The sequence below is a fragment of the Paenibacillus fonticola DSM 21315 genome (genome assembly GCF_000381905.1).
Lineage (GTDB): Bacteria > Bacillota > Bacilli > Paenibacillales > Paenibacillaceae > Fontibacillus > Fontibacillus fonticola.
The window spans coordinates 152,750-173,390 of record NZ_KB907254.1 but is presented as its reverse complement, the minus strand read 5'-3'; the positions used below and the strand labels follow the sequence as shown (position 1 = coordinate 173,390).

Genomic DNA, 20,641 nt, shown 5'->3' with positions numbered 1-20,641 from the left:
TTAATAACGTTATAGTTCGGTTCTGTCGGCGCTTCTAAAATAAAGATAAGTTACATGAAAGGGCTTACAAAAAAGGCTTATGTAACTACAAATATTGACGGAGGTGCTTATACAATGGGGGTTAAGTCTAAATCCTTGCTCCGGCTGGGTACGATGTTGTTATTGTCGTTCAGTATCATTCTTGCCGGGTGCAGCGGCGGGGACGCTAAATCCAACGGTAACAAAAACACTCCTGAACAGACAGCGACTGGGAACAATGACAGTAAGGCAGAACCATTTGAAATCAGTGTCTTCATCGGGGAAGCAGGTCAACAGCCAACACCAGACAACAAGATATACAAGATGATTAAAGAAGAGACCGGTGCTTCCTTTAAATTTGAATTTTTGGCGGGTGACATTGATCAGAAGTTGGGCGTTATGATTGCAGGCTCGGACTATCCTGATCTAATGACGGGAAATACAAAGCTGACTACAGCCGGGGCTTATATCCCACTAGAGGATTTGATTGAGGAACACGCTCCAAACTTGAAAAAACATTATGAAAGATACTGGAATATGATGAAGGATCCAAATGACGGTCATATTTATATTCTTCCGAACTATGGCGTTTTAAACGGTGACCCTGCCAGCAACTGGTATGCAGGACCGGCCTTCTGGATCCAAAAGGCGGTATTGGAGGATGCAGGTTATCCTCAAGTCAAAACGCTGGATGAATACTTTGATTTGATCGCTAAGTACAAGGAGAAATACCCAACGATCGACGGAACCCCGACCATTGGTTTCGAGATTCTAAACTATGACTGGAGAAACTGGGGATTATTCAACGCTCCGCAGCATTTGATCGGTCATCCGAATGACGGCGGCGTCGTTGTAAAAGACGGCAAAGCAGAGATTTTTGCCGATAAGGATTACGCGAAACGGTACTATCAGAAGCTGAATGAAATGAATGCGGCTGGATTAGTCGATAAAGAGGCATTTACGCAAAACTACGACCAGTATATGGCCAAAATTTCAAGCGGCGCCGTTCTCGGCATGTTTGACCAGCATTGGAATTTCCAAACAGCTGAGGAGTCTTTGATTACACAGGAGAGGCTCGACAGAACTTATATCGGTCTTCCTCTCGTATACGATGCAAGCATAAGAGATCACTATAAGGATCGTCCGGCACTGAACCTCAACAACGGTTTTGGCATCAGTGTTAACGCGAAGGATCCTGTCAAGATTATTAAGTTAATGGATCGCTTGATAGAAGAGGATTGGCAGAAAATTCTCCTTTGGGGAATTCCAGACGAGGACTACTATGTCAATGAGGAAGGCCGCTTCATGAAAACGCAAGAGCAGCGCGATAATTTTAATGACGGCACCTGGAAATTGGGCAACAAAGCGGATGCATGGGTTAAATTTGCACCGAAAATGGAAGGTTTCTTCTCCGATGGGAACTCCACGGATGCAGCCGCTCAACCTGAAGAATTCAAGGCTGGGTTGAAACCGTATGATAGGCAGTTCCTTGAAGCTTACGGCTTTGACAGCCCCGTTGATTTCTTTAGTGAGGCACCGGAGAATGACATTACTTATCCAGCTTGGTCCGTAGACTTAGTTGATGGATCGGAAGCGAAAATTGTAAATACGAAGCAAAATGAATTGTCTACCAAATACTTGCCGAAAGCCATCCTAGCCAAACCGGCCGATTTTGACAAAGTATGGAACGAATACGTATCCGAAATCGGGAAGCTCAACATCAAAGCGTACGAAGACCGGATCAATGAAGTGCTGCAATGGAGAAGAGATTCCTGGACAGTGAAATAAGGCATTGGCGTTAAACCGGAGGGTGGCAGACATGCCTAGTCTCCGCCTTCCGGAATAATAGGCTTGGGGAGACAACAACTTATGGATGAGACCTTAACAAAAAATCGTACCGTCCGGAAGTCCAAAAAAGGAAAGAAGATTACTTGGTCCCTCATCAAAGATCAGAGTCAGCTGATTTACATGTCAGTGCCTCTGCTGGCTTACATCGTTTTGTTTGCCTATGTTCCGATTTGGGGATGGTCAATGGCTTTTCAGGATTACAAGCCGGCGCGCAGTTTTGGCGATCAGAAATGGGTAGGATTCAAGCATTTTGAATTTCTGTTTAAAGACGATAGTTTCTTGCAGGTGCTGCGAAACACACTTGCGATGAGTGTTATAAATTTGATTCTCGGCTTTACGACCGCGATTATATTGGCTTTATTGCTGAATGAAATCAAGAAAGTATTTTGGAAAAGAACCGTACAGACGATATCCTATCTTCCGCACTTTTTGTCCTGGATTATCGTAACCGGGATCGTCGCGACATCACTTGCTTCAGACGGCATAATCAATGACATTCTGCTCAAGCTCAATGTTATCAAAGAGCCGATTCAGTGGCTCAGCGAAGGCAAATACTTCTGGGGTATTGTCGGTGCTTCCCATGTGTGGAAAGAGGTCGGCTGGAATACGATCATCTACTTGGCCGCCATGTCCGCGATCGATCCCGCACTATACGAAGCTGCAGATATTGATGGAGCAAGCCGCTATAGAAAAATGTTCCATATCACTTTGCCGGGGATAAAGCCAACGATAATTATTTTACTGATTATGTCGATCGGTCATATTCTCGAAGCGGGATTTGAAGTTCAATATCTGCTTGGCAACGGTCTTGTTGTCGACTGGTCGCAAACGATAGACATTTTCGTGCTGAAATATGGGATTGCGCAAGGCAATTACTCTCTAGCCACTGCTGCCGGTATATTTAAAACGGTCGTTAGCGTAACCATGCTGCTCTTCGCAAACTGGACCGCTAAACGACTAGGGGAAGAGAGGCTGTTATAGTTATGGTAAATCAATCCACCAGCCCAAGGCCAGCATCTGCTGCCGCAGTGAGTAGACGCATCCGAAAAGGACGAATTGAGCCGGTCTTTTTCCATACATTCAACACGATATTTATGATCATCTTGGTCATCGTCACCTTGTATCCCTTTCTGAACACGATCGTCGTATCTCTTAATGCAGGGAGTGATACGATCCGTGGCGGATTGTATCTTTGGCCAAGGGAATTCACCTTGCAGAATTACAAGGCGGTTTTCGTTTCGGGAACGATCTATAACGCATTTTTGATTTCGGTGGCCAGAACGGTGCTGTCGACTTTGCTGAATTTGTTCCTGACCACGATGCTGGCTTACACGCTGAGCCGGCGGGAATATGTGTTCCGCAAGCCGATTACCTTCATTTTTATCCTGACGATGTACTTTAACGCCGGTCTGATTCCGGGCTACTTCCTGATGAAGGACCTGCACTTGATCAATACGTTCTGGGTGTACGTGATCCCTTCGATGATCAGTGCGTTTAACATGATCGTGATCCGCACCTATATCGGATCAATTTCCGAAAGCCTGGTCGAGTCGGCGAGGATCGATGGAGCCGGTGATTTCAAAATTTTCTGGCAGATCATTTTCCCGCTCTGCAAGCCGGTGTTGGCCACCATTGCCCTGTTTGTAGCTGTAGGGGCCTGGAACTCTTGGTTTGACGCTTTCATCTATACCTCTTCCCGGCAGGAATTGAGTACTTTGCAATATGAGCTGATGAAGCTGTTATCCTCCAGTATGAATGCGAACAACAACCCCGCGGTAGCGGCAGGAGCAGGGATGAGCCAGGAATCAGCGAAGGAAATGGTAACGCCTCTGTCCATCCGTGCAGCCGTAACGGTAGTGGCTTCGGTGCCTATTTTGCTGGTGTATCCGTTCATGCAAAAATACTTTGTCGTCGGGCTCAATGTAGGGAGTGTTAAGGAATAACGGGAGTTAAGGAATATGGAACATTAAGGAATAGCGAGTTGCTGAGAAATAATGGAATTTTACGGAAACAGATATCTGGTTCGGATCGGATGATCAATCAGTCAGGAGGAATTGGTTTTGACGAAGGAACATAGGCGTACGGAAGCAGCGTTGAAGGATATGTTTGCCGATGATTTTCGGATCGGAGCTGCCGTGAACCCGCTGACTATTCAGTCGCAGGAGGAACTGCTGGCCTATCATTTCAACAGTATTACGGCCGAGAATGAAATGAAATTTGCCAGCTTGCAGCCGGAGGAGGGGGTCTATACCTTCGAAGAGGCGGATCGGCTAGCGGCTTTTGCCCAAAAGCACGGTATGGCGATGCGGGGACACACCCTGGTGTGGCATAATCAGTCGAGCGGCTGGCTGTTTGAAGATAAGAAGGGGAACGCTGTCGACCGGGCAACCCTGCTCGAGAGAATGAAGTCACATATCCACACGGTGGCCGGCCGTTATAAAGGCGGGATTTACGCTTGGGATGTGGTCAATGAGGTTATAGCGGACGAAGGGGATGAACTGCTGCGCCGGTCCAAATGGCTGGATATCGCCGGACCGGAGTTCATTGCCCGGGCGTTTGAATATGCGCATGAGGCCGACCCAGACGCCGCGCTCTTCTATAACGATTACAACGAGTCGAATCCGGGCAAGCGCGACAAAATCTATACTTTGGTGAAGTCGCTGCTGGATCAAGGTGTGCCTATTCACGGCATCGGCCTTCAGGCACACTGGAATCTGTACGGTCCTTCGTTGGATGACATGCGTGCAGCAATAGACAAATATGCCAGCCTCGGTCTGCAACTGCAGCTGACCGAGCTGGATCTATCGATGTTCCGTTTCGATGATGAACGAACGGACTTGACAGAGCCTTCGGCTGAAATGCTCGAGCTGCAGGCTGAGCGGTATGAAGGGATCTTCAAATTGCTGAAGGAGTACAGGGACGTGATTACGTCCGTCACCTTCTGGGGAGCAGCGGACGACTACACGTGGCTGAACGACTTTCCCGTGCGGGGGCGCAAAAACTGGCCATTCCTGTTTGATGAACAGCATCGCCCCAAACCCGCTTTCCATCGGATTGCTGCACTTGCCCGCCATTAATTTCACCAAATTGGAAATTGGGGTCCAGACAGAATGAAATACAACGGGCAAGGACGTACAGAAGGGACGGGAGTCAAGACCTAATTTAAAAAAGAAAAATAAATTAAAGGGTTTTACATATTAGATATGGTTAATATGTAAAACCCTTTTCTTATTTTACTAAAGCACCCGGTAGTTTAAGTGCAATACTTCACAAACTCATTCTGAAAAAGCTGTTAGAACAGCCTTATCGGTTTGATTTAAGCACCCGTTGTTAAAGAACTTTTCCTATCTAACATTACCAACAACTTCTTATAATTAGATAATGTTTCTTTATCTTCAACTTTATAACCAGATTTAAAAAATGAAATATCTCCTGCTCCTTCGTTAATTTGATTCCTTGTTTCAAGAATTCGTTTTAAGTTTTTTGCAGTTCCAATACTTCCAGAAATAATATCCACTTCCTCAGGGAATATATCCCTTATGCTATCTTCAAAATATGGGAAATGGGTGCATCCGAGAACAATCGTTCCGTACTGCTTTAAATCAAACGAAGATAGTTCTTCTTTTAAATAAGGTATAACTTTCTCTTCTCTAAATTCAAAACTCTCAGCGAATTGAACAAGACCAGGAAGAGGCACACTTTCAACAATATCGTAATGGTCGATACTTTTCACAAGATTATGGAACTTTTCCTCTCTGAGAGTCAAATTAGTCGCAAACACTAATACCTTTTTTTGTTTCCCCGCCCAGCTTTGAATGGCAGGTTTTACGGCTGGTTCAATACCCAAAATAGGGAAATCATAATTTTTACGAAGGTCATCCACTGCAATACTAGTTGCAGTATTACAAGCAATGACTAATGCTTTGATTTCTTGATTAGCCATAAAGTCAACTGCATTAAAAATATATTCCCTTACCTCTTTTTTCGGCTTTTCACCATATGGAACGTGTAAGGTATCTGCATAAAATATGTAATCTTCATTTGGTAAAAACCTCAATGCTTGATGAAGTACAGTCATTCCACCAATTCCAGAATCAAAAAAACCTATTCTCACTACTTTCACTCTTCTCCTAAATTAATTAATGTTTCTAATCATATATTAAGAATACCATTTTTAAAAATATTATTTTTAGTTACTCCTTATATTTTATTGAACTAAACTACCCCGTTAGTTGAAGAAGAGGAACAGTGCGTTTTAAATGGACGTATGATTCGAGTGTTTGTCTTGTTGAACCATGCATGATATCTTGAAAGTGGAATCAACCATTTGATGGAGGTGTCCTAATGAAAGTACTATTTATCGGCGGAACGGGAACGATCAGCTCAGCGATTACGCAGCAGCTGGCAGAGACGGATTGCGAGTTGTACTTATTGAATCGGGGAACAAGAAATAGCGGTTTGCCTGATGGAGTCAATATCCTGCAAGGAGATATTAACGATGAAGCCGCAGTGGCTCGGCTTATCGAGAATATGCACTTTGACGTCGTGGCTGATTTTATCGCCTTTCACCCCGAGCAGTTGGAGAGAGATTATCGCCTGTTCAACGGAAAAACGAAGCAGTTTATCTTTATCAGTTCGGCGTCAGCTTATCAAACGCCATTGTCGGATTATAGAGTTACTGAAGGAACGCCTTTATCGAACCCTTATTGGGAGTATTCCAGAAATAAAATCGCCTGCGAAGAGTATCTGATGAAGCAGTACCGGGACAATGGCTTCCCGATTACAATTGTAAGGCCTAGCCATACGTACTCCGAGCGTTCCATCCCGCTGGGTGTGCATGGCAGCAAGGGTAGCTGGCAGGTCGCTAAGCGGATGCTCGAGAACAAACCGGTCATCATTCATGGGGACGGGACTTCTCTTTGGACCATGACGCATAACAGCGATTTTGCCAAGGGCTTCATTGGCCTGATGGGCAACATCCATGCGATCGGTGAGTCCGTTCATATTACGTCCGATGAGTCGGTCACCTGGGACCAAATCTATGAAATTATTGCGGATGCATTGGGTGTGAAGCTGAATGCGGTGCACGTGTCCTCTGAATTTTTGGCGGCATGCAGCTCGGATGATTTACGGGGCAGCCTGCTGGGAGATAAAGCGAACACAGTAGTGTTCGACAATTCTAAATTGAAGCGCCTTGTTCCGGAATTCGTGGCCACGACTAGGCTTGATCAAGGCATCAAGCAAACCGTGCAGTACATACTGGCCCATCCTGAGCTTCAGCTCGAAGATCCGGAATTCGACGCATGGTGTGACAAGGTAATTGGAGCACTGGACAGCGCGGTGAAGGCTGTAACGGAGTAGTAGAGCATAAATCTGCAACAAGCAACCCCTTAAGCGGAAGGCATGGACCTTCTGCTTAAAGGGCTTTTTTTGCATTTGAGTTAATTTTTGAGCAGCAAATATACAAAATAGGGGGTGCCGATCAAGGCAACCATGATCCCGGCCGGAATGCCGTCGGGCTGAACGATGTTGCGGCCGAGGGTATCGGCTATGAGCAGCAGCCATCCGCCGATGAGAATCGCGATCGGGATGAACAGCTGGTTGCGAGGCCCGACCAGCGCTTTGGCGATATGTGGGGCCATCAGGCCGATAAACGAGATTCCGCCCGTGACGGAAACGGCAGATGCCGCAAGGGCAACGGCAGTAAGCAGCAGGACGATCCGCTCTTTTTCCACCGGCAAGCCTACGCCGATCGTAACTGGCTCGCTCAGCTCCATCAAATTCAGGCGATGGGCTTTGTACAAGGCAAAGGGAATAAGCACGATCAGCCAGGGCAGCATCGCCCAGATGAAGGGCCAATCGGAACCCCAAATGTTGCCGACGATCCACTTGGCGATGAAGTCGACCTTGGTCCGCTCAGCAGAGGAAATGAGGACGATCATTACCCCGGACAGCGCCATGGAGAAGCCGATCCCGGTAAGCACCAGTCGTACAGGCTGAAGGCCAGCCGACCTATGGAATGAGAATAAATAGATGGCGCATACCGTTAGAAAAGCCCCAATGAAGGCTACCATAGGAAGCAAGTACACAAACGACCCGGCCTTAATCGGAAAAAATAAAAAGAACACCGCAATAGCCACGCCAGCGCCAGAGTTAATGCCTATAATTCCCGGGTCAGCCAAATCGTTGCGCGTGATCCCTTGCAGGATGGCTCCCGACAAGGCTAGTGCCATGCCGGCCAGCAGCGTAATGATGATTCGCGGCAGCCGGACGGAGAACAGTACGAACTCCTCTTTGAATGTACCCTGTCCCAGCAGGGTAGGGATTAGCCGGTCATAAGATAAGGAGGAGTAGCCGATCCCCATGCCAATAACGACTGTGGTGATGATCAACGCCAGCAGGATTAGCAGAATGAGGCGCTGTTTGCGCAATAATGCCCGTTGTATCATGAGAATGCTTTGCCTCCTTTATGTACGATGAACAGGAAGAAAGGAAGCCCCATCATCGCCACAATGGCGGCCACGGGCGTCTCGTAAGGAGCGTTGATGGTTCGGCCCAGCGTGTCGGCAAAGAGCATAAATGCGGCTCCCGAAACCGCCGACATCGGAGTGATGAACCTGTAATCGGTACCTACGATGGCCCGCACGACATGCGGAATCATCAAGCCGATGAACGCCATGTTCCCGACAAGCGCCACGGAAGCTCCGGCCAGCATAATAATGACGAGGAAGAGAACTGTTTTGATGACCGCGATGTTCTGGCCGAGCCCCATGGCCACCTCCTCGCTTAAGCTGAGGATCGTCAGCTGGCGGGAGAGGAATAACGACACCAGGATGCCAACCACGATAAAGGGTACGATGATCAGAAGCTGCTTCCAGGTCGTGCCGATAATTCCGCCGGCCGTCCACATAGATACGTCCTTGGATATTTTGAAATAAATCCCGATGCCTTCAGCAATCGCAAACAGGAATGCCGAGATAGCAGCCCCGGCCAGCACGATTCGAAAATGGGACAGACCGCCCCTCTTGGCCGCGGCGATCCCGAAGACTAGCGCGGCCCCGACTGCCGCTCCGATAAAGCAGCCAATCATAATGCCGAAATAGTTAGCGGCAGGAATAAAGGCGATCGTTACGGCTAACGCCGCATTTGCCCCGGCTGTCAGGCCAAGCAGACCGGGATCGGCGAGCGGGTTCTTCGTCATGCCCTGCATGATGGCCCCGGCGACCGCCAGAGCAGCCCCGACGAAGATGGCCGCAATTTCACGCGGCAGGCGGATTTCGCGAATCATGGAAATTTTGTCGCCTGCAGCATTGGAGGTGAGCGCCAGCCATACATCTTGGAGCGTCGTATCTGCGGCCCCGAAGACCATGGAAATGACGAACATTCCGATAAATGCCAGTATTCCGGCAAGAAGCTTATAGGTGAATGGGATGGATTTTCGTTTTTTTGTGGTCATCAGTCACTCATCTTTTCTTTAGTATCACTTGTTCAAAAAGTGTTCAATAAAAAAATCCAGCTGAAAATCCAGCGTTAGCGGATCATTGAAATAAAATTCCTTCGCATTGGCTTCGAATACGTGACCGTTTTTAACGGCGGGCATGTTCTTGTACGTATCGGTCTCCTGGAAGGAGTTGTCCGTATCCGGATTTTTGCTGAAGATCAGGTAGTCTCCCGCGTATTCAGGCAGCACTTCCAAAGATAGGGCGTAGTATCCGTCCTTAAGCGCCATTTCTTTGACTTTCTCCGGCATTCCCAGCTTCATTTCCTGGTATAGGATTTCCGTTCCACGACCCCAGTTGTCGCCGAAAACGTAAATCTGCTTATCGAAGTTCTCGATGACCGAGACCGTGGCATCTGCACCGATTTTCGCTTTAATATCTTCTCCGGCTTGATGCGCCCGCTGCTTGAAATCGTCGATCCATGCTTGCGCCTCGTTCTCCTTGTTCAGCAGCTTGCCGATCTCCAGGTGCTGGGTCAAGTAATCAACTTTCCCATAAGTAAACGTAACCGTCGGAGCAATCTCTTGCAGCTTACTGATATTGTTGATGTTGGATAGACCGATGATCAGGTCGGGTTCAAGCTCAATGATTTTCTCTAGGCTTTCGTCGGAAACTTCCTCCACATCCTTGAATTTATCGGCGAAACGCGGATTCATCTTCGACCACGAATCGACCCCAACCAGATTTACGTTCAGAGCCATGACATTACCGGCAAAAGAGGACAGCACGATAACGCGCTGCGGATTTGCAGGCACCTCGACAGGTCCGCTCTCAGATTGGTAAGTGATCGTTCCGGCCCCTTTATTGCTGTCCGGCGTTCCCGTATTCTCTGAGGCGGTCCCCGTATTACGACCGGCTTCCCCATTGTTGTTTCCTTTATAATCTGCGGTCTGGCTGCCGCAAGCGCTAACCAGGAGTACAAATAATAACATCATGGGAGTCCATAGCTTTTTCACTTCTGTAGTCTCCTTCTTAATCACGTTATAGTTTCGTGTAACAGTTAAGTCTTTAACTCGATTCCTTGAACACCTACTTGATAATGATTATCAATTTCAATATAATTACTATAAAGTTGCCAGTTTCTGTTGTCAATTGTTAATTTGATCGTTATTCATTGCTGAGGGGTGAGTGGATGTGGAGGAGCAAGAGCAGGATTTATATGATGTAACTATTATTGGCGGAGGGCCTGCGGGGCTTTATTCCGCTTTTTATAGCGGGCTTCGCGAGATGAAAACCAAGCTTATCGAATACCAGCCGCGTTTAGGCGGGAAGATTCATGTGTATCCCGAGAAGATGATTTGGGATGTCGGCGGACTGACGCCGGTGTCGGGCGAGAAATTAATCGAGCAGCTCGTCGAGCAGGGGCTGACCTTTAACCCGGAGGTCGTGCTGAATGAAAAGGTGGAATCCATTTCTCAGAACGAAGCAGGGATTTTCGTATTACAGGCTGCTTCAGGACGGAAGCATTATTCCAGAACGGTTATTGCTGCAGTAGGCGGGGGGATATTGAATCCACAAAAGCTGGAGATTGAAGGGGCGGAGAGATTCGAGGTGTCCAACCTGAACTACACAGTAAAATCGCTCCAGCGGTTCAAAGGCAAGACCGTAATTATTTCCGGAGGCGGCAACTCCGCGATTGACTGGGCGAATGAACTGGAGCCGATTGCCGGCCAGGTCTACTTGACTTATCGGAAGGAAGCGCTGTCCGGGCATGAGGCGCAAGTGACCCAGCTTATAAATAGCACGGCGGTCTGTTATTTTAATTCGTCGATTACAAAGCTGATTGCTGGCGGGAACCACGAAACGATAGAGCGTGTAGAGCTGACGAACCATGAGACGGGCGAGGTGGCGTACCTCGCTGTCGATGAAGTCATTATCAATCACGGCTATGAGCGCGATACGGCTTTGCTGGAGAACAGCAAATTGGACATAGAGAGGGCGGATAATTACTATATCGCCGGCAGTGCTAATAGTGAGTCCTCCATCGAGGGGCTGTATGCAGCGGGGGACATTTTGAAGCATGACGGGAAGCTGCATCTTATTGCGGGAGCTTTCCAGGATGCCGCCAATGCGGTTAACCGGGCGAAGCAGTATATCCAGCCAGATGCTTATAAGAGCGGTATGGTGTCGTCGCACAACGAGATTTTCAAGGCGCGCAACCGGGAATTGATCAAGCAAATGATTAAGTAAATGATCAAGTAACTGGAGTGGCTTGAGCCTCATTTATATTCAAAGCACTTTACCGCATAAGAAATCAACGGTATGCAAGGGTGAGCAGGGCTCTTCATACGGTTGATTTTTTTATTTGTCCAAAATGTAGTGTGCCTTGAGTCTTAGGCAGGAAGCTAGCAGACTGTGCAACCTTTAGAAAGGGCATGTAGTCTATATATAGGAATAGGAGGAGGTTGGATCATCATGAGGAAAATGACACGTACCTTACTGTCCATAACGGCAGCACTAACATTAAGTATAAGTACATTCATTGTGCCTGCTGCGCCCGTAGTGGCGGCGAACGTAAGTGGTACTCCTGAAGGCGATGTTGCCAAAATGTATCGCGTTAAGCATGAACTGAAGTTCAATATGAAGGGAACCTCTGCGACTTTGGACGGGAAGGCTGTGCACGCGGATAAGCCGATCTTGAAGGGGGGGCGGGTATTCGTGCCGCTGCGTACCCTACAGGAGAGCGGGGCTGCCGTCTCGGTCACTTGGGATGCCAAAAAACGAGAGGCGCATGTCGTGATGAAGCCAGAGCTTGCCCCGGGCTTGCAGGAGTTGGTGTTCAGAATCGGTTCCGACCAAATTTATTTTCCTGACGGAATCGCGCTTGAAGACGAGAAGATTCCGAAGCCATTCTTAGCGAATGGACGCACGTATATTCCTGTGAAGCCTTTGGCTTGGCTAGGTGTCACCGCGTCGATGAACCAGGGAACGGTTACATGGAATTGGAGCGAGAAAATCATCGAAGTGATGACCCCGAACTGGGAGACAGAGGGGGAGACCACTACATTTTCAATGCTGTATCAGGATGACATGTATGCCCCCCAATTTTTATACTCTTTTGGCAGCGGGGGTTGGGGAGGGGGGACGGGGACGGTTACGGCAAAAGGAATAGAACTGGACGGCCGCAAGTACAATCGCATGAAGTTTACGGTCGATCTTCGTCCAGGCATGAACCCACTGAAGCTTTATGCGATTTCTGCAGGTACCGCCGATCTCACTGTTCTTCGTAAGGTTAGCGATCCGCACGCGGTATCCGTCAGGTTGACGGATGAAGGACAGCAATATATCACCCTGGACAGACCAGCGTCCGGCTATCTGGAAGTGGGGACTAGAGCCGAAATTCCTGTTGAGGGAACGATAGTGAGTCCAAATGAGCACTTTGACCAAGTCACCATAATGGCACAGAAGTTTGCTCCTAAATCAGAAGGACCGGGCTATGATGTATATACGACGGTAAGCACAAACAAGCTCCCGATCAAGGACAACAAATTCTCAGGCACCATTCAAGTAGAAGACCCTGGTTACTATTTAATTATGGTTATCAGCCCTCAATACATTTCGTCCCTGGAGCTAGGGCGGTTGTCAACCGTCTGGGCCGAGTTTGCTGTCAAGGTGGAATGATGGCCTGCACGGTGTCGGGGGCCTCGAAGTTCCGCAAATTGGGACATATGAAATAGAGCTTAAATCACCTGAAGGGACACCGATACTGTTTTATTAGTAAAATTACATTGTTACCGTGTTGAAGGAGCTGATTCCGGCTCCTTCTCTTCATAGTTCGGGATATTGCCGGATTCAAATCTTGGTATCCTTTATCCGGTTCAAGCGTTTATTTTGCCGCAATACAGATCTGCAGGCGAGAGAGAGGCTGCAGCTAAGCCAGGCTCCGGACAGCAGCATTAATCCATTTACGGTGTCGGGCGCCGTCGTGAGACGGTGTAAAGCAGGGACGCCGCTCTCATAAGGAACATAGATGTAAATATAATAGAGAACACTGACTAGTACGAAGCCATTTAGCACGAAGCAAATGAGTACAGCAGGCAGTGACGGTTTTACAAAGCAAAAGCCGCCTTTCTTCCCAGCGGGCCCAAAGACAACGGGCAGCCACATAAGCAATGCAATTAAGGTCAAGAAAGCGCTTATATATAGAATGAGCTTATTTTCAAGAGATATCGTAGGAAAATCGTCTTTAGCTAGATACGCAGGAGCCGCCCCTTCCAATATCCGGGCGATGTTAAAGTTCGTTTCGTCGGTGATGCTTTGCTTGGAGTTGGCGAGCAGAGCGAAGCCGTATGATTTTCCCGGAAGTACGATAAGATTGGCGGTAAACCCCGGCAGTCCCCCTTTTTTCTCGACCGTATTTGCTGTGATCTCCCAGCCGAACCCATACCCGATAGAGTGATCGGATATAACGGCCGTATGCATTTCGTGCAGACTTTCTGAGCGAAGTACGGAGCTGTCCACCCCCGCAGAGCTGGTGAGAAGAAAAGAGATGTATGCCCCCAAATCCTCAGCATTTGTCGCTAAGCCGGCAGAGCCCAAAGTGGCGAAGGCTGGCTGTTCGTGAAACGGGCGAAGCTCACCCCATATATACCGGTGCCCTGTAGCTGAATTGTCCAGTCCCGCTTCCCGCGAGAACGAAGTTCGGTTCATGTCCAACGGTTGAAATATGTAATGATTCATATAGTCGGGAAAAGATTGCCCGCTGACCTTCTCGATAATGAGCTGCAGCAAATCATAGTTCATATTGGTATATTCATAGGTTGTGCCCGGTGAGGCGACAAGCTGCACCTTCTGGAGCTTGCGTTTAATTTGCACGGCGATTGTATCCGCATCGGAACTTTTCACATCATGGGTATTGAGCCGTCCTGGCAGTCCGCTCGTATGGTTGAGCAGGTCGTGGATCGTGATCAGATCAGAGAGGGAGGTGTCCTCCGTAGTGAACCAAGGCAAATAATTCGTGACAGGAGCGTCCAATTGGATGAGCCCTTCATCCCGGAGCTGCATGATGGCTAAAGACGTAAACACTTTGGAGATGGAGCCGATTTGAAAATTTGTTGCGGCATCTACCGGTTGATCTCCTCCCTGTCCCTGCAGCCCGTATCCTTTAGCGTAGACAATGCCGTTCTCATTGGCGAGTACAAAGGCCATGCCTGGAATATTGAATCGCTGCATGTTTTGGGTAATTTCTTCATCTATTTGAACTAACTTATCCTTTGAAAAAGCAGCCGGGCTTGAGAATGCCGTTGAGAAACTGAAGAACCAACACAACATCATAATTGGAAGCAAAATAAGACAGCGGCGAATAAAATGACCTCCTTGTCTGAGAGAGTAAGTCGCATTCGTAGAGTGAATGATACTCATAGAGTGAATGGCATTCGTGAAATTAATGGTACGCCTAGAATTCAAAGCTTCCATCTATTTTACTAGATCGAATCATACATATAAAGGAAATAGCATAAAAATTACTGCTTATCTACAAATAAGAGGTACATATAAAAAACTAAAGGACTACCCAGCACAGCATATGCACATACGGGGCATGCTGCTGGCCGGGTAGTCCTGTTTTATTTGTTTGTGATGGGATTTACTCACTCAAAAGAGTGGGCTTTCAAGCTTACTTCGACACCGTCTCCAAGGCTACTTCGATCATATCGTTGAACGTCGTCTGTCTTTCGTGAGCTGTCGTTTGCTCTCCGGTCAGGATATGGTCGCTTACCGTGAGCAGACTTAATCCTTTTACACCAAATTTGTTGGTAAGGAAGTACAGCGCTGCGGTTTCCATCTCTACGGCCAACACGCCGTGTTTTCCGAGCTTGGTGAACTCATCGCTGTTGTCCGTGTAGAACAGGTCGGAAGACAAGACGTTGCCGACGCGCAGATTTAACCCTTTGCTGCTGCCGACTTCATATGCTGTTCGAATGGAATCGAAGTTCCCGATTTGCGGGAAATCGTATCCGGGAAACTGGTTGCGTATAATTGCGGAATTGGTAGCCGCAGCTTGAGCAACAATGACGTCGCGAATTTTGACGTCGTGCTGAATGGCCCCGCATGTCCCGATCCGCACCAGATGTTTGGCCCCGTAGTCGTTAATCAGTTCATGGATGTAGATGGATGCGGAAGGCATCCCCATGCCGGTGCCCTGAATCGACACGCGTTTGCCTTTATAGGTTCCTGTGAAACCCAGCATACCGCGAACCTGATTGTAGCAGATGGCACCCTCCAGAAAAGTCTCGGCAATATATTTGGCGCGCAGCGGATCGCCAGGCAGTAAGACGGATTCTGCAATTTCGCCAGCATTGGCTTCGATGTGAAAGCTCATGTCAAATCCCTCCAGGTTAGTTATATTGTGCCTGTGGCAACATTACACGAAAAGCATAGCACAATGCAACCAGCGCAACTGTTAGGGGGTTAACCCCAGCTTTGTGAAGTGGTTAACAAAATAATCGTTAGGCCGCTAACGGAAGTGAAGCGCTGTCATTTGATATATTGAGAGCACAGCAAGCCTAATTGTTATACCACTTGCGAAGCGTAGGAAACTCTTCCGTTTCATGACAGATGGACTCTAACAGTTTCATATCAAGGAGGTAAAGATACTTGTCACGAATGTCGATTAATCCTTCGGATTGAAATTCACCCAGCGTCTTGGAGATCGACTCCCTGGTGATTCCGATCATATTGGCGAGCAGTGACTGATTAATTTTCAGATCAATTTTGTAAACGTTATCATGTGCCGTACCAAAATTATAATAAAGATCCATAATTAAGTTAGCCACCTTACCGCGGACGTCATAGAAGGTTAAATAGCGAATCATGCGATTGAGCATCCGAGTGCGCTCTACAAGTATTTTGTAAGCGTTTCGCAGAACAATGGGATATTTATCGACAACGTGCAGGAAGTCCTGACCCGAAATTTGCCAGACGGAGACAATCTCCAGCGCCTCGATGGATGAAATTCGATGATAGCTGTTGGACAGGGGCTCCACCTCACCGATAATATCGCCGGGCAGCGTAATGCTGAGAACGACTTCTTTTCCTTCGTACATGCGATAAATTTTAACCATACCTGAGCGCAAAAGGTAGATCTCATCACTCTCGTCATTCTCAAACATCAGAATATGGTTTTTCTTGAATTGCCTTTCCTTGAGAAACGAGGCAATATACTGCAAATCCTCTTCAGGAAGGCCGGAAAAAATGTGAATGTCTGAGATGTTGTCAATCATACATTCTACGTCCTTTCAGTTTCGTTGTAGGAGCAGCTTGTTTATGACAGTGTAAGAAGCTCTACAGATTATTGTATCACGATTTTACTAAATCATATCACAATGTCATTTTATGTAAAATAAAAGGCGAGGCAATCGCCGCTATAACGTCATCTTGGTTGGGAAAGCTTATGACATCTTTACAGGACAAGGAATAAAGCAATCCTTCCCAACAAACAATAGTTTACACGGTATGTTCCAGAGCTGATGCAGGGGACGGGAAACGAAGATAAGCGGACAAGCAATCATTTCAGTGAAGATCCAAAGGCAAATTAACAATAGGGAGGAACTCCAAATGAAAAAAACAATAAAGACCGTTTTGCCGTTGTTGCTCGTATTTATGCTGATTCTTTCGGCGTGCGGGCAAAAGGGCAATAATCAGGGCGGACCCGGTGCCGGGAATGCAGGCGCACCGGGCGCTGGTAATCAACCAGCGCTGAAGAAGCTGAAGGTCGGCATGGTCACTGACCTTGGCAGCGTAAACGACAAATCCTTTAACCAGAGCGCATGGGAAGCGTTGCAGCAATTGGAGAAGGACCATGGCTTCAACGTGAAATATTTGGAGCCGAAAACCGATGCGGATGTGGTACCGAGCCTGAATCAATTTGTAAAAGCGAATTATGATTTAACCTGGGCGACTGCCTATACGCTGGCAGATGCCATAACGCAGCTGGCGAACGAGAATCCGAATTCGATGTTCGGAATCGTCGACTCCGATCTGACCTTGCCGAACGTGGCAGCCGTGTCGTTCAAAGAGCAGGAAGGATCTTACCTCGTAGGCGTTATTGCCGGCCTGACGACCAAGACGAACAAAATCGGCTTTGTTGGCGGCATGGATATTCCGGTGATCAAACGCTTTGAAGTCGGCTTCCGCGAAGGGATCAAAGCGGTTAATCCGGATGCAAAGTTGATTGTCAACTACACGGGGCTGTTTAACCGGGTAGATATGGGGAAATCAGCAGCATCGACCATTTACAACGATGGCGCCGACATTATTTTCCACGCAGCGGGCTTGACGGGGAACGGCGTGTTCAATGAAGCGAAAGAGCGCAATAGCAAAGGCGGCAAGGTATGGGTCATCGGGGTCGATAAAGACCAATCCTTAATCTTTGGCGATGATGTCACCCTGACATCCATGGTGAAAAAAGTGGATGAAGCCGTTTACCAAATTTCCAAAAGCTTAGCCGAAGGGAACTTCCCGGCGGGCCAGGTCACCCTGATGGGACTAAAGGAGAACGGGGTCGACATTGCGCCGACTTCCGATAAAAATGTAGCCGCCGATGTGCTTGCCAAAGTGGAGGAATATCGTCAGAAAATTATTAACGGTGAAATTGTTGTTCCTCAAGAATAAAAAAATTCGTCCCCTGTCACATACGGTGGCAGGGGACGGAGACTTTAATGGAGGGGTCTAGTGTGACTAAGGCGGATATTGCGTTAGAGCTGAAAGGAATCACGAAGAGATTCCCCGGAGTAGTGGCCAACGATTCGATCAGTTTTCAATTAAAACGCGGGGAGATTCATGCATTGCTCGGAGAGAACGGTGCGGGGAAATCGACTTTGATGAGCATCGTTTTCGGACTGTATCAGCCTGATGAAGGGGAAATTTACGTAAATGGACAAAAGGTATTGATCGATAGTCCGAACAAGGCGATTGACCTTGGCATTGGCATGGTGCATCAGCATTTTAAATTAGTCGAGCCTTTTACGGTGACGGAGAATATCATTCTTGGCATGGAGCCGAAGAAGGGCATGAAGATTGATATTAGAGGCGCCAGCCAGCAGGTGAAGAAGCTGTCGGAGCAATACAGGCTGGACGTGGATCCCATGGGCACGATCGAGTCGATCAGCGTAGGGATGCAGCAGCGCGTAGAAATTATCAAGACGCTTTATCGGGGAGCGGATATTCTGATCTTTGACGAGCCCACGGCGGTGCTGACTCCTCAAGAGGTAAGCGAGCTGCTGGACATCATGCGGCGTCTCGTAGCCGAAGGCAAATCGATCATTCTCATTACCCACAAGCTGAAGGAAATTATGGAGATCGCCGATACTTGCACCATTATTCGCCGGGGGAAGGTCGTTGAGAGCGTTGAAGTCGCCAAGACGAATCCGCAGGAGCTGGCGGAGAAGATGGTCGGCAAGGCGGTAAATTTCAAGACCGAGAAGGAGCCAGCCAAGCCTGACGGCATCTTATTGGAAGTGAAGGATTTAGTCGTTGAAGGCGGCAAGGGCAAAAATGCAGTAGACGGGCTGTCGTTCTCGGTTCGCGCAGGTGAAATTGTTGGCATTGCCGGGGTAGACGGGAATGGCCAGACTGAGCTGATCGAGGCGATTACAGGAATGCGCAGCATCAAATCAGGTGAAATAATTATGCAGGGCAAGAGCATTACGAACCAATCTCCGAAAGCCGTCTCAGAAGGCGGGATATCGCACATTCCGCAGGACCGCCATAAACATGGACTCGTTCTGGATTTTACCGTCAGTGAAAATATCATTTTGCAAACGTACGACCACCCCCAGCTAAATGAGCGCGGCTTCATTAACATGAAGGCGAGGGATGAGATGGCCGCCCGTCTGGTGAGAGAGTTCGATGTCCGTACTTCGGGCATTGATACGAAGGTTCGCTCTATGTCGGGAGGGAATCAGCAGAAAGTTATTATCGCCCGTGAAATCGATAAAAATCCGCAGGTCCTCATTGCCGCCCAGCCGACACGGGGGCTTGATGTGGGAGCGATTGAATTTGTGCACAAGCAGTTGATCAGCCAGCGAGATCAAGGCAAGGCTGTGCTTCTAGTATCGTTTGAGCTCGAGGAAATCTTGAATGTGGCTGACCGGATTCTTGTTCTTTTTGGAGGGCAGATTCTGGGTGAGACGACGCCGGAATCAACGAACGATCAGCAGCTGGGGTTGATGATGGCAGGCAAGCGTGAAGGAGAGGGCGCACATGAATAATAAAATATTGGATATTTTCAGGCGTGAATCTGCTGTTATTCCTGTTGTCTCCATTATTATTGGTTTGCTGCTTGGTGCAATTATTATGTTGATTGGCGGGTATGATCCGCTGCTGGCCTATGACTCCTTAGTAGCCAAAATATTTGGCAGCAGCTATGACTTCGGCGAGGCGCTGCGGACGATCGTTCCGCTTGTTATGTGCGGACTGGCGGTAGCCATTGCGTTCCGCGCGGGCTTGTTCAATATCGGGGTAGACGGGCAAATTATTATGGGGTCGCTCGGTGCGCTTATAGTAGGAACGAAGCTGAGCCTGCCTCCTCTGCTGCACGCTTTGGCCGCGATCATTTTCGGTGGGATTCTCGGAGGATTGTGGGGAGCCCTGATCGGGTATATTAAGGCGAAGCGAGGCATCAATGAAGTTATAACCAGCATTATGTTTAACTTTATTGCCCTGTATTTAAGCCATTACCTGATCCGCAACTTCATGCCGCAGGCGGGCACGCAGCGGTCTGCGATGATACAGGAATCAGCCAGCATTCAAATCGGCTGGCTCTCCCAGCTGATGGGCGGCGCGCGTATTCACTGGGGATTCCTCATTACGATTATCGCCGTCATCTTCTACCACATTTATTTGAACAAGACCAAATGGGGTTACGAGCTGCGCGCGGTTGGATTTAATCCTGATGCAGCACAATATGCAGGTATGAAGGTGTCGGGCGTAATCGTACGCACGATGTTCATCTCCGGTGTATTTGGCGGCTTGGTGGGGACATTCGAAGTGCTGGGCGTATTTAAATATATCGCCATCAACTCGGTCACATCAGGTCTTGGGTTTGACGGGATTGCGGTTGCTTTGCTCGGCGGAAATACAGCGCTCGGCGTACTTCTTTCCGGCATGCTGATCGGTGCGCTGACCTACGGCTCGCAAGGGATGAGCTTTGGAGCGGATGTACCGGGAGAGATCATTCGCATGGTCATCGGGTTTATCATCTTTTTCGTTGCCGCTCCGGGTATTGTGAAGCTGTTTTTCCGTCCACTCACTAATAAAATGAAGAAGAAGGTGTAAGC

Annotated in this window: 17 protein-coding genes; 10 read left to right on the top strand and 7 right to left on the bottom strand. The window is 48.1% G+C overall.

The annotated features are described in order from the left end of the window. Window positions 1-114 precede the first annotated feature (114 nt). From G358_RS0112125 to G358_RS0112110, 4 genes are all read left to right on the top strand, one after another. A complete protein-coding gene (locus G358_RS0112125) occupies window positions 115-1,806 on the top strand; it encodes an extracellular solute-binding protein (RefSeq protein ID WP_019637496.1) in 1,692 nt (563 codons plus the stop codon). A gap of 81 nt (window positions 1,807-1,887) precedes the next feature. Further along, the gene (locus G358_RS0112120; protein ID WP_019637495.1) at window positions 1,888-2,847 is read left to right on the top strand and encodes an ABC transporter permease; all 960 of its coding nucleotides are present in this window, start codon (window positions 1,888-1,890) and stop codon (window positions 2,845-2,847) included. A gap of 2 nt (window positions 2,848-2,849) precedes the next feature. Further along, complete coding sequence (locus G358_RS0112115) at window positions 2,850-3,809, top strand: carbohydrate ABC transporter permease (RefSeq protein ID WP_019637494.1); 960 nt, start codon at window positions 2,850-2,852, stop codon at window positions 3,807-3,809. A gap of 159 nt (window positions 3,810-3,968) precedes the next feature. Further along, complete coding sequence (locus G358_RS0112110) at window positions 3,969-4,943, top strand: endo-1,4-beta-xylanase (RefSeq protein ID WP_051107681.1); 975 nt, start codon at window positions 3,969-3,971, stop codon at window positions 4,941-4,943. Between the two features lie 239 nt (window positions 4,944-5,182). On the opposite strand, the gene murI is transcribed toward G358_RS0112110, so the two are convergent. After that, a complete protein-coding gene (gene murI, locus G358_RS0112105) occupies window positions 5,183-5,980 on the bottom strand; it encodes a glutamate racemase (RefSeq protein ID WP_019637492.1) in 798 nt (265 codons plus the stop codon). 230 nt (window positions 5,981-6,210) lie between these two features. Here murI and G358_RS0112100 point away from each other — a divergent pair, with 230 nt between their 5' ends. After that, on the top strand, window positions 6,211-7,227 hold the full coding sequence (locus G358_RS0112100; RefSeq protein WP_019637491.1) for an SDR family oxidoreductase: 1,017 nt from the start codon (window positions 6,211-6,213) through the stop codon (window positions 7,225-7,227). Window positions 7,228-7,307: 80 nt separating this feature from the next. Here the strand turns inward: G358_RS0112100 and G358_RS0112095 are convergent, their stop codons facing one another. From G358_RS0112095 to G358_RS0112085, 3 genes are read right to left on the bottom strand one after another with little or no spacing between them, the layout of a single operon-like run. After that, on the bottom strand, window positions 7,308-8,315 hold the full coding sequence (locus tag G358_RS0112095) for a FecCD family ABC transporter permease (protein WP_019637490.1): 1,008 nt from the start codon (window positions 8,313-8,315) through the stop codon (window positions 7,308-7,310). Beyond that, entirely contained in the window at window positions 8,312-9,322 is a 1,011-nt protein-coding gene (locus G358_RS0112090) for a FecCD family ABC transporter permease (protein ID WP_019637489.1), read from the bottom strand. The genes G358_RS0112095 and G358_RS0112090 overlap by 4 nt, the downstream gene beginning before the upstream one ends. A gap of 24 nt (window positions 9,323-9,346) precedes the next feature. Beyond that, window positions 9,347-10,321 carry an iron-hydroxamate ABC transporter substrate-binding protein gene (locus tag G358_RS0112085; RefSeq protein ID WP_019637488.1) on the bottom strand — a complete coding sequence of 325 codons (975 nt, stop codon included), beginning with the start codon at window positions 10,319-10,321 and terminating at the stop codon, window positions 9,347-9,349. A gap of 178 nt (window positions 10,322-10,499) precedes the next feature. Here G358_RS0112085 and G358_RS0112080 point away from each other — a divergent pair, with 178 nt between their 5' ends. Both G358_RS0112080 and G358_RS0112075 read left to right on the top strand, forming a co-directional pair. Then, window positions 10,500-11,555: an NAD(P)/FAD-dependent oxidoreductase gene (locus G358_RS0112080; protein WP_019637487.1), complete on the top strand. Its 1,056-nt coding sequence runs from the start codon at window positions 10,500-10,502 to the stop codon at window positions 11,553-11,555. A gap of 225 nt (window positions 11,556-11,780) precedes the next feature. Next, on the top strand, window positions 11,781-12,986 hold the full coding sequence (locus G358_RS0112075; RefSeq protein WP_019637486.1) for a stalk domain-containing protein: 1,206 nt from the start codon (window positions 11,781-11,783) through the stop codon (window positions 12,984-12,986). A gap of 171 nt (window positions 12,987-13,157) precedes the next feature. On the opposite strand, the gene G358_RS0112070 is transcribed toward G358_RS0112075, so the two are convergent. From G358_RS0112070 to G358_RS0112060, 3 genes are all read right to left on the bottom strand, one after another. After that, window positions 13,158-14,636: a serine hydrolase domain-containing protein gene (locus G358_RS0112070; RefSeq protein ID WP_276203564.1), complete on the bottom strand. Its 1,479-nt coding sequence runs from the start codon at window positions 14,634-14,636 to the stop codon at window positions 13,158-13,160. Between the two features lie 343 nt (window positions 14,637-14,979). Then, window positions 14,980-15,684, bottom strand: a complete 705-nt coding sequence (gene deoD / locus G358_RS0112065) for a purine-nucleoside phosphorylase (RefSeq protein WP_019637484.1) — start codon at window positions 15,682-15,684, stop codon at window positions 14,980-14,982. Window positions 15,685-15,868: 184 nt separating this feature from the next. Continuing rightward, entirely contained in the window at window positions 15,869-16,585 is a 717-nt protein-coding gene (locus G358_RS0112060; protein ID WP_019637483.1) for a Crp/Fnr family transcriptional regulator, read from the bottom strand. Window positions 16,586-16,919: 334 nt separating this feature from the next. On the opposite strand from G358_RS0112060, the gene G358_RS0112055 reads away from it, so the two are divergent. The 3 genes from G358_RS0112055 (at window position 16,920) to G358_RS0112045 (ending at window position 20,639) form a co-directional block, all read left to right on the top strand. Further along, window positions 16,920-17,975, top strand: a complete 1,056-nt coding sequence (locus G358_RS0112055) for a BMP family ABC transporter substrate-binding protein (protein WP_019637482.1) — start codon at window positions 16,920-16,922, stop codon at window positions 17,973-17,975. A 62-nt stretch (window positions 17,976-18,037) separates the two neighbouring features. Then, entirely contained in the window at window positions 18,038-19,573 is a 1,536-nt protein-coding gene (locus G358_RS0112050) for an ABC transporter ATP-binding protein (RefSeq protein WP_019637481.1), read from the top strand. Continuing rightward, window positions 19,566-20,639 carry an ABC transporter permease gene (locus G358_RS0112045; protein WP_019637480.1) on the top strand — a complete coding sequence of 358 codons (1,074 nt, stop codon included), beginning with the start codon at window positions 19,566-19,568 and terminating at the stop codon, window positions 20,637-20,639. The genes G358_RS0112050 and G358_RS0112045 overlap by 8 nt, the downstream gene beginning before the upstream one ends. Window positions 20,640-20,641: the final 2 nt, after the last annotated feature.